Origin of the sequence: Xanthovirga aplysinae, assembly GCF_009711365.1 — a bacterium.
In the GTDB taxonomy this organism is placed as follows: Bacteria; Bacteroidota; Bacteroidia; order Cytophagales; family Cyclobacteriaceae; genus Xanthovirga; species Xanthovirga aplysinae.
On sequence record NZ_SMMB01000639.1, the window covers coordinates 1 to 2948 of the forward strand.

3 protein-coding genes are annotated in these 2948 nt (G+C 36.6%); all 3 read left to right on the top strand.

The features are described from left to right. The first annotated feature begins 287 nt into the window (after positions 1 to 287). The 3 genes from E1171_RS03580 to E1171_RS03590 are packed head-to-tail and all read left to right on the top strand — an operon-like array spanning position 288 to position 2684. Positions 288 to 773: a CsgE family curli-type amyloid fiber assembly protein gene (locus E1171_RS03580; RefSeq protein WP_155204150.1), complete on the top strand. Its 486-nt coding sequence runs from the start codon at positions 288 to 290 to the stop codon at positions 771 to 773. A gap of 49 nt (positions 774 to 822) precedes the next feature. Beyond that, positions 823 to 1242: a curli production assembly/transport component CsgF gene (locus E1171_RS03585; RefSeq protein WP_155204153.1), complete on the top strand. Its 420-nt coding sequence runs from the start codon at positions 823 to 825 to the stop codon at positions 1240 to 1242. A 53-nt stretch (positions 1243 to 1295) separates the two neighbouring features. Next, entirely contained in the window at positions 1296 to 2684 is a 1389-nt protein-coding gene (locus tag E1171_RS03590) for a CsgG/HfaB family protein (protein WP_155204156.1), read from the top strand. Positions 2685 to 2948 lie beyond the last annotated feature (264 nt).

Genomic DNA, 2948 nt, shown 5'->3' on the forward strand with positions numbered 1-2948 from the left:
ATGTTATTTGAAGATGTTCTTTTGGGTAAGGTGAGGGGTTTTGGAATAGAAGAATAATTTTAAATATTGATTGTTTAATTTTTTAAATAATAGGTAATTATTAGAATGGTGAAAAATATTTTGTTTTTACTAAGGAATTAGATAAAAAAATATTTAAAAAATCATATATTTAATTATGAATTACTGAATTTTTTAGAATAAACAGGTATCTACTTATTTGTAATTTATAAACCATTTTTTTAACTATGTATAATATTTTTGTAGTTTATTTTTCTTGAAAATATAATATGAGATTTTTATTTGTTATTCTTTTTTTGGGGATAGCTTATAATAGTTTTTCACAGGGGTTACAGTTGGAGAAGAAGGGGAATTCAGCTAATCAAGGATCTGCTGGGAAAAAGAAGAATAAAAATAGTCCCTATGAGAAAAATGTAAGTGAGGAAATGATCGAAATTGATGGTCTCATTATCGATCAAACGATGAGCAGAGCGGGAAGGGAATTTTATCAGGTTTTTTATACAAGTTGGGCGCCTCCAAGGGGAGCGAGAAATTACGAAGTGAGGATTACAGAAAAGCCTGTTCCAGGTAGAGGAACTAGAGTAATTGTCAAAGTGAATTCAGATCTGGTGTTTATTCGAAATTTGCAGCCTAGATATGAAATAGTGAAGCAAACGGCCAATCAGGCTGTGGGATTTGTTAGAAATTTTTTGGTTCGTAAAATGGAAATGGCACAGGTACTGGCAGAAGGTGATTTGCAAGGGGATGGTATTTAATTATTTGAGAGGGTTTTTTAGATCATATATATTTTTTCAAAATTAAATAATGATGAATAAATCAGTTATTGTTTTTTTGATTGGGTTGTTGAGTGGCATTTGTTCTTTGAAAGTACAAGCTCAGGATTTTGTTTACAAACCTATTAATCCTGCTTTTGGGGGAGAAGTTTTTAATTACCAATGGCTGCAGAGTTCTGCCACTGCCCAGAATTCTCATGAAGAGGAAAAAGAGGCTGGAGAGGAAGAAGGACTTTTTGATGATTTTTCTGAATCCTTAAAGCGCCAATTATTAAATACCCTTTCGCGAGAGTTAACTAGTTCTCAGTTTGGAGAAGATGGATTGGAAGTGGGGTCTTATAATTTGGGAGGACTGGATGTAGATATTGCTGAAAGTTTGGAAGGAACTGTGATTACTATTTTTGATCGGGCATCAGGTAGTGAGACTACTGTGGTTGTTCCTTATTACTGAGCATAGGAACAGTTGAAAAACAAAGGAATTTAAAGTAATTTTTTAACGAACTGATGAATAAATCTTTTTCCATATACAGGTCATTTCTATTGTTAATTGGGGTTATCTTCTTTCAAACAAGTTGTACTTCCTATCTTTATCAGCCAATGATGCCAACGGGGGCTCAATTGGGAAGTGAGACCAAACAATTTAGGTCCTTGAAAGCCCTACCTGAACCAGAAAATAAGATTGTGGTGGCAGTGTATAATTTTAGGGATCAGACGGGACAATATAAACCTTCTGAGGTGGGAGCCAGTTGGTCGACAGCCGTTACTCAAGGGGCAACCTCAATTTTAATGCGCGCCTTGGAAAAATCAGGGTGGTTTACACCAATTGAAAGAGAGGGACTTTCAAATTTATTAAATGAACGAAAAATCATTCGCTCTACCCGGGCTAATTTTGCCCAGGCCAATGATGAAAAGGCACAAGCTCTTCCCCCTCTTTTGTATGCCGGTGTGGTATTGGAAGGAGGAATTATTTCTTACGATGCAAATGTGTTAACTGGAGGTGCTGGTGTTCGTTATTTGGGTATTGGTGCATCAGGACAATACCGACAAGACCGGGTGACTATTTATCTTCGAGCTGTTTCTACCAAAAATGGAAAGGTACTAAAGACTGTCTACACCTCTAAGAATATTCTTTCAAAAAAAATTGATGGTGGGGTGTTTAAGTTTGTGGATGTAAAAGATATTCTTGAGGCAGAAAGTGGATATACCTATAATGAACCCGCTACTTTGGCGGTGACGGCAGCGATTGAAAAGGCTGTAGAGGCAATGGTAGTTGAAGGGGTTGAAGAGGGACTATGGAAACTAAAAAATGAAGAAGACAGAACTTCAGTTGCAATAAAACAGTATAGGCAGGAAAAAGTCCAAATGGAGAATACTGATTTGCTTGGAAGGGTGATTCAGCCTCGTCGTGCTCGTTTTGGTGTTGGTATGTATGGTGGTGCGGCTCTATTTGCGGGAGATTATTCAAATGCCATTTTACAACCGGTAGGGGAACTATCTCTGTTATATGGCTTGGGAAGGTCCTTCGCCGCTACTTTTTCCCTGGGACAGGGGCGATTTGCCAATAAAGGGATGAAAGCTCAGACTTTTAGTTACATTGAATTTGGGGGAATTTATAGGGTCTATCCCATGGATGCTTATACCCCATATTTTAAAGCTGGTTTTGGGGTTACCAATGTGGAACCGAAATTTGATTTAAAAGAACTGGATCATTGGTATCAACATACCTCGGGAGAAGTGGGAATGGAATTTTTGCTAAACAAGCGGATGGGGTTGAATACTGGCGTAAGTTATAATTATATCTTTAGCGATAAGGTGGATGGGTTGGAACAGGGAAAATACAAAGATTATTTTTGGAGAGGAAAAATAGGCTTGAATATATACTTTATTAAATAATAGTGAGAGGATTAGGAATCCCTTAATTAAAAAGACCAACTTCATAAATGAAGCTGGTCTTTTTAATTAGAGCTGATTTAGATTTTTTGTTTTTAGGTGAAAAGAAATGAGGAAATTGTAAGGCTAGATAAGGCGTTTTTTGAGCGTCTAACATGGGGTTACGGACGAAAAAAGCAACACAATGTAGCTTTTCAAAGGCTATTTGGAACAAAAAGAAAATTTCTTCCTTTGCTTAGAGAATGAGGAGAAGTCTACCTCTTGTCA